Origin of the sequence: Arthrobacter wenxiniae, assembly GCF_013376105.1 — a bacterium.
In the GTDB taxonomy this organism is placed as follows: Bacteria; Actinomycetota; Actinomycetes; order Actinomycetales; family Micrococcaceae; genus Specibacter; species Specibacter wenxiniae.
This window is the reverse complement of record NZ_JAAMFM010000026.1, coordinates 57,829-64,566: the sequence shown is the minus strand read 5'-3', so window position 1 is coordinate 64,566 and position 6,738 is coordinate 57,829. Positions and strand designations below refer to the sequence as shown.

6 protein-coding genes are annotated in these 6,738 nt (G+C 61.2%); all 6 read right to left on the bottom strand.

Going from position 1 to position 6,738, the window contains the following annotated elements; genetic code table 11:
* Positions 1 to 30: 30 nt before the first annotated feature.
* A complete protein-coding gene (locus G6034_RS15065) occupies positions 31 to 1,236 on the bottom strand; it encodes a metal-dependent hydrolase family protein (RefSeq protein WP_176635930.1) in 1,206 nt (401 codons plus the stop codon).
* 80 nt (positions 1,237 to 1,316) lie between these two features.
* On the bottom strand, positions 1,317 to 1,769 hold the full coding sequence (locus G6034_RS15060; protein ID WP_176635929.1) for a GAF domain-containing protein: 453 nt from the start codon (positions 1,767 to 1,769) through the stop codon (positions 1,317 to 1,319).
* A gap of 13 nt (positions 1,770 to 1,782) precedes the next feature.
* On the bottom strand, positions 1,783 to 3,282 hold the full coding sequence (locus G6034_RS15055; RefSeq protein ID WP_176635928.1) for a PucR family transcriptional regulator: 1,500 nt from the start codon (positions 3,280 to 3,282) through the stop codon (positions 1,783 to 1,785).
* Positions 3,275 to 4,351 carry a DUF917 domain-containing protein gene (locus tag G6034_RS15050; RefSeq protein ID WP_176635927.1) on the bottom strand — a complete coding sequence of 359 codons (1,077 nt, stop codon included), beginning with the start codon at positions 4,349 to 4,351 and terminating at the stop codon, positions 3,275 to 3,277. Before G6034_RS15050 ends, G6034_RS15055 begins: the two co-directional genes overlap by 8 nt.
* Complete coding sequence (locus tag G6034_RS15045; protein ID WP_176635926.1) at positions 4,348 to 5,664, bottom strand: hydantoinase/oxoprolinase family protein; 1,317 nt, start codon at positions 5,662 to 5,664, stop codon at positions 4,348 to 4,350. The genes G6034_RS15050 and G6034_RS15045 overlap by 4 nt, the downstream gene beginning before the upstream one ends.
* Positions 5,665 to 5,733: 69 nt before the next feature.
* Positions 5,734 to 6,729, bottom strand: coding sequence for an ABC transporter permease (locus G6034_RS15040; protein WP_176635925.1), 996 nt, complete (start codon positions 6,727 to 6,729; stop codon positions 5,734 to 5,736).
* Between the last annotated feature and the right edge of the window lie 9 nt (positions 6,730 to 6,738).

The following is a 6,738-nucleotide window of genomic DNA, read 5'->3' as shown; positions in this document are numbered from 1 at the left end:
ACTCTACGGGGCACTACTGAACCGCGGCCGTTAGGCCACAACACGCCCGGCTTGGATAACGATGCGGGGACGAGACTCGTCCCATAGCGCGGCGTCGCCTTCGAAGGGGTTGCCGTCAAGGATCACGACGTCGGCATGCGCCCCGGCGCCGATCCGGCCGATACGGGAATCCTGAAGAATTTCGGCATTGACCGATGTCATCGATCGAAGTGTCTCAAACGCCCCAGCCACCTCGGTCTGCAGGCGGACGCCCACGAGTTGGTCGTTCTCTAGCTCACCCATGAGGTCGGAGCCGAAGCCGACTTTTACCCCGGCGGCGAGGGCAAGTTCGATCGCTGTCTTGCCGGCGGTCAGCACCTCGGCGTTCTTCGCCTGCGAAATGGCGTGCAGTCCCAAGGCCTTGCCCCGGCGGTTCATGGCGTCATAGGCGGCGAGGGTGGGGACCAAGTAGCTGCCGTACCGGGCCATCAATTCTGCGGTTTGCTGGTCCATGAGGTTGCCGTGCTCGATGGTTCGCACGCCGTTTTCCACTGAGTGCTTAATGGCTTCAGGCGAGTAGGCGTGGGCGGCCACGTAGCTGTTCCGTCGACTGGCCTCCTCAACGACTGCCTGGATTTCTGCCGCCGAATACTGTGGGACCCTGATGGGATCTGTCAGAGAGACGACGCCACCGGAGGTCATGATCTTGATGGCGTGGCTGCCTGTGCGGAATCTGTCTCGGACTGCTTTGCGAAGGTCGTCGACCCCATCGATCACCGAGCACATGTGGCCGTGGCTGAAGCACACGTCAAGGTCTTCCTCCCTGGGGTCGCCGTGTCCGCCGGTTTGGCTCATGGCCGGGCCGGTGAAGAGGTAGCGGGGGGATTTGAACACGCCGCCGCGCACCGCCTTCGCCAGGCCGATGTCGCCGCCGGCAACGTCCCGCACAGTGGTGAAACCACGCTTCAGTGCCGATCCCAGGCGCTGTGCACCGACCAGTGCAGCGTAGCTCAGCGGGCCTCTTTCGACCTCAAAGCCACCCAGCCCGACGGCGTACGCGTGGAAGTGGGCGTCGATGAGGCCTGGGACCACGACTTTACCGCCGGCGTCGATGACTTCACCAACGGGAGCCACGTCCCCTACGGCCTCTATGACGCCGCCGCGCATCACCATTGAGCCTTCGATGAGCTCCGGCGAAGACCCGTCAAAGATCAGCGCATTTGTAATTGTCGACAGCTGGGTGTCGGTGTTTAGCATGGCGAAGTCTCCTTAGATTCCTGGACGGTGCGTCCTGAATTAGCGATGTGTGTGGTGGCGGGATACCGCGCCAAGCGGGGTCAGGCGTAGGCGGTGAGCAATTCCTCAAGAAGGCCAATGGAGCGGGCCGCAACTTCCATCGCGGCCGTGGCGGAATGCCCGTCGTAACTTCCCTCAACGTCAAGGAAGTTAATGGAACCGATCGTGACACCGTGTTTGACCGCCGGCACGTTGACGATGGCTCCGCAGCCGAGTGACTCGATGGTTTCGTGGTCGAAGAAGAAGGACCGTACAGCGGCGCTGTCCTGCCCGAGGAACGGTTGGTGTCCTTCGACGACTTGCTCAATCCATACAGGGTTGGTGTCCGCAGCAAATGACTTCTTGCCGCCCACTGGGTAGACCTCGGGATGGGTGGTGTAGACGCGGGCCATGCTGGTGCCACCATCAGCGATCACAGAAACGGTGAAAACGCGGGCGCCTATGCCGTTCTGAACGAACTCGTACATCTCGTCAAACGATGTGAATTGCTCCATTGCTTCGACCTTTCTAGTCGGTGTCCGGGACCCGAAGGCCCCTTTTTAATACAGTGAGGATGATGTGGATCGGGAGTAGCTGTGCGGGGTCGTCGAGGTGAATGCCGACGTCCCGGACCCGGTTCATTCGTTGCTGCAGGGTGTTCCGGTGAAGTTTCAGCGACTTCGCGGCCAGCGTCATTGAGCTCTGGTTGTCAAGAAATGCCAGCGTGTCCCGGATGATCTGGTCCCGGTCCGGAGCTGACAAAAGCTCTGGCAGTGTCAGACCGGCTACCAACGTAACCGCGGCGTCGTCGGTGCATGCCAAAACCGCCCCTACGCCAAGCTGTCCAAACGACGTCACAGCGCCCGGAGCCACCCGGATACCGTATTCGGCAGCCACCCGCGCCTCCTGAACCATCGCTGGCAGGTCATCGATGCCAGACTGCCGTCTGGACGTACCGGCGGAGAATCCGAGCTCGGCCAGAGAAGAACCAATCTTCTCTCGAATGCGGATCTCGATCCAGCCGGGTCCTTCCTCGTCACTAACCGGGATGACAGATAACCAGCCGCCCAGAACTTCCGCCAGGGGCCGCCGTGCCCACACCTTCCGCCACAACAGCCGAACGATCGCCGTTCTTCCCACCCGGTGTGGTTGGTGCCGAGGATGGCTGATCCAGACTGCCACGTACGACTGATTGGCGTGCCACCCCAACGTAGCCAAAAGGTTCGGGTACACCTGATCGATCGTCCCGGCATCCCCCATAACGGCATGGCTTAGCTCCGCGAGCGCCAGGGTGGGGGCGCTGGCCGCCATGTCGTTGATCTCCCCGGCCATCCAGGCCGCCTGGACGGACGGGGCGGCGACCTCCAGAAATGTCCGGACCTCGTCGGGGCCGTATCCTCTGATTTTTGGCACGAGCGCAACCAGCTTGACCCGGACCCAGTTCTCAATCGCCGGCAAGTCAACGTGGACCGGCACCCCGTCTCGATCGGCCCCTCCGGCTGCTGCTAGGACGGTTCCATCGTGTTCCAACGTAACCCGCAATGTGCCAAGCCGGTACGAAATTGTCTTTAGAACATTGCTGACAGTTGATTCCCTAGTCACCGCCCGGGCGAACTGGGCCAGGTCCACCTCGGCAACCGATTTCACGGCACCGATTTCGGCGGCCAAGGCCAAGGCGACGGTTGACGGGTCCTGCTCGGCGGCCATCAAGTTGATGTCCAGCCTCTCGGCTAGGCTGATAACCGACTCCGCATATGTGCTGTACGGAATGATCACGGCGCTCGCCCGCCTTTCCCACGCATGGCGCAAAGCCGCGGAAACCTGCCATCCGCCGGACCCCATGTGGGCGGACAAGACCACAACGGTGTTCGGAGGTACCCGTCTAATGGTCTCCAGATCGGTAACAATGACGACGCCGTCGATCACAGCTTTGGCTGCGGCCGCGTAAAGAGTGGTGACGGTACGTAGGGACCCGTGCGCGACGACGCTGGCGACATCCAGACGTGTCGCCCTGTTTGGCCTAGTCATGACGTCTCGGGTGTTGCAGCGGCAGTCCGAAGGCGGGCGGCCCGGCCAAGTTGAGCCCCGCGTCCGTGTACCAGATCGGTGCCGCCGGCGTCACGACGACGTCGAGTAGGTGCCCGACGCGGACGTCGTCAAGGTTCACGACACGGCCAAATTCTGCACTCAGCAGCGTCACTATGTCAGGGACGGCTGCCGCCACGGCACCGTCGACGAGGACGAGGAGTATTTCGTTTTCGATCTCGAGCCGGATTATATGTCCCGTCACCTCGTCGACGAGCGTCAGGCTGGTTGTCTGGGTAGGCAGGCCCAGTTCCCTCTCCCGTGAGAAACTTTCCATGTGCCTGACTCGGGCACGGGCCACACGGGTCGCGTTTAGCAGGTCGACCAGCTGCACATATTTCCTCTCCACCGCCTCTTCCGCATCCAAAATTTCACCGATCTTGATCATCCGGGTCATGGTTCCGTGGATGCCGTGCTCCCGCAGCTGCTTCGCTGTGCAGGGGTACATGGCGGTCGCGGCCCACCCTCCCAGTTCGATCACGAGGGAGCGGACCAGGGTTTCGGCTCGGTGTGGGTCCTTGACGTCCAACGTTGCGCGCTCGCCCGTAACACCCATGACGGCAATTGGGCTGATGTCGACACCGCCCAGACTTAATGTGGTCTGGCTGATCAGCGGCAGCACGCGCCCCATCGGGTCGGAATCAACGATCGGAAGAGCCGTCTGCAGACCCGCCATCAGCGGAAGTATGCCGTTGATGTTTCCGGCCGCCAATGAATACAGGGCACTGACCTTCCTGCCCAGTTTCTTCTCAATTTCCCGGATGCAGCCAATGAACTCGTCCCCCACCGGAGGCATGTCTGCAATGGCCAGGCCTTGGGTCACGAATCCGAGCGCAACTACCAGGTCCTCGGGGTCTAGCTCACCGACCGACAGCAGCCGCACGTCCCCAGTGGGCAGGGCGCGCTGAATCATGTCTTCGTAGGCGAATACGGCGGCCGGGTCGATGTGGCAGGCCAGGAAGTTGGCGCCAGTACTGAAATGCCCGACGTCGATGCTGGTCAGGGTTCTCATGTGGCCACCCGCTGTTGTTGGTGGGGCGGCTGGACGCCATTTCCGTGGTCTGATTCATCCGCAGCCTGCACGCGCACACGCACAATCCCGGGATTACCATAGGGCAACGCGTAGGCGTTTGATTCCATGATTCGGGTCAGTGCGGGGCTCCCTCCAGACTGGATGACGATGGATTTGGCATCTTCTTCCGCCAACCGCTGTACCTGTTGGAGATCCTCCTTGTTGTCGACGTTTTCGAGCCGATCTATCCATGCGGTCCAGGGAGCCGCGGCACAGCCGATCAGGGCAGCGTCCTCGTGAGTGCTGAATGTTGCGTTCAGACCAAACGGCAGCGGCTCGCCACGATCCTTGCGTAGGTCTGCCACGACAGTTGGAGCGAGCGGATGTATGGGGTGATTGGCTGTGTAGTTTTCGACGGCAGCAGCGTTCGTTGCCAGGCTTGCCTCGTACCCCGCACGAATCAGGCTTGAGGACGCGGGGATTCCGCCCCGGGTCGCACCCACCGTCATTGCCTTGTCGTCAGCCATGATGACTTCACAATCCGGTTCAGTGGCCAGCAGCGCCAGTCCGAGAAGTTGCGATGCCGGCTCCGGATGCAGGGCATGGACGGGCGTCCCTGCAAGCTGACGTATGCGTGCCCTGCCGCCGTCGTTCTTCACAAAGGAAACTTCGGCTCCCGGGTAATGACGGCGGCATAGTTGCTCAAGGGTTATCGCAAGAAATTCCCCAGTCTCCATCAGCGCACTATTGAGGGTTGTTGTGAAGTCCCTGTCCCGGAAGGCGTTGGCAAAGAAATCATGGGAAATGCTGATCCTCACACTGCTGTCATGGGCCAGAATGGCGTCCGCGATCCTGGCCTCGTGCTCGTCGGTCGAGGTGGCTCCCAGGGCCGTGATGGCCACATTTCTATGTCCTTCAACAACGGTCGCCACGTTCTTCTTGAATGAGGCCAGGTCAAGCGGGGCCAACTCGCGTGCGCGGATGTCGTGGCCACCGCGCACATGTAGGATCCGGGTGGCTGCACCTTCTACAATTCGGGGGAGCCGGGAAGTATGGAAGGCGTCCGCCGGTGGTCGCGGCGAAACACGGATGACCGCAACGCTGGACAGGCGCCGGGAAGTGAGGACGCGGCCCACGTCCACGACGATCTCGCTGACCGTGGCCGCCTTGATTTGGCCCAGCCGGAACAGAGCCTGTTCTGCCGCCTCGGTCAATGATCCCGCGTCCAGTACAGCGGCAGCAGCCACGACGGTCCGTCCGGCCAACATCACCCCGTGGCACGCGTGTTCCTCCAGCCGCAGTCCAATGCGCATTCTTCGATGCTCCTATGTGGCGTCAGGGCCGGTAGTTTTCCTAGGATGTAGTCCAAGACCAATGGTCGCTTATCTGTTCCGTTTCCGGAACAACCCGTCGGCTGCCACCGCAGTCAAGATCAAAGCCCCTGTAACGACTTGCTGATAAGTCGTATCCCAGTGAAGCAGGTTGAAGCCGTTGCCAATCACGGTGAGTACCATTACGCCGACGAAGGCACGCCACATTGCTCCCTGTCCGCCCAGAATGCTGGTACCTCCGATCACAACAGCGGCGATCGCCGTGAGTTCGACACCGAGGGCCATGGATGGCTGTGCCGAACCAGCGCGAGATGCCAGGATCATGCCTGCCATGCCCGAGCACAGCCCGCTGATCGCAAACACGGCAACGTGGATGGTACCTGTACGAATGCCGCTCAGCCGGGCCGCTTCCTGATTGCCACCGACGGCGTAGATGCGCCGTCCGAAGGTCGTGCGCCACAGGACGACCCCGAGGACGATGGTGGTGACGAGCATCAAGACGGATCCGGCAGTCAGCCCGAACAGGCTCGGCCATGTCCAAGTCTGAAATGCAAGGATCTGCTCGGGTTTTGGGGAAACGATCGCCCCGCCCGTCAGCACGATGGCCAACCCCCTGTAAATGATGCTGATGGCCAGGGTGCCGATGAACGAGTTGACCTTTGTCGAGACAACGACCAGACCCGTAATGCAGCCGAGGACCGTGCCTGCCAAGAGTGCGCCGAAAAAACCGGCCGCTACACCAAAACGCTCGGTGATCATGACGCCGATGATCGCTGATGATGCCAGCGTCGCCGTCGATGAGAGGTCGAAAACGCCACTGATGATGCACAGGCTGGCGGCAGCAGCCAGCAGCCCGACAACGGTGGCCTGGTCAAAAAGGTTGATGAAATTTTGTCCGGTAAGGAACGTGGTGGTGTTCAGCGCGAGGAACAGAATGATGGCCGCGAGCCCGAAGATAATACCGAAATCCCTCAGGTTGGGCTCGAATTTTCGTCTTGCCGGTGTATCAACGGATGTTGCCGGCGCGGTGGATGTGGTTAGTGTCATTTGCTTCAC

Bases quoted from the DNA above. Each gene is read 5' to 3' on its own strand.
- G6034_RS15065 (WP_176635930.1), bottom strand. From the start codon at position 1,236: ATGCTAAACACCGACACCCAGCTGTCGACAATTACAAATGCGCTGATC.
- G6034_RS15060 (WP_176635929.1), bottom strand. From the start codon at position 1,769: ATGGAGCAATTCACATCGTTTGACGAGATGTACGAGTTCGTTCAGAAC.
- G6034_RS15055 (WP_176635928.1), bottom strand. From the start codon at position 3,282: ATGACTAGGCCAAACAGGGCGACACGTCTGGATGTCGCCAGCGTCGTC.
- G6034_RS15050 (WP_176635927.1), bottom strand. From the start codon at position 4,351: ATGAGAACCCTGACCAGCATCGACGTCGGGCATTTCAGTACTGGCGCC.
- G6034_RS15045 (WP_176635926.1), bottom strand. From the start codon at position 5,664: ATGCGCATTGGACTGCGGCTGGAGGAACACGCGTGCCACGGGGTGATG.
- G6034_RS15040 (WP_176635925.1), bottom strand. From the start codon at position 6,729: ATGACACTAACCACATCCACCGCGCCGGCAACATCCGTTGATACACCG.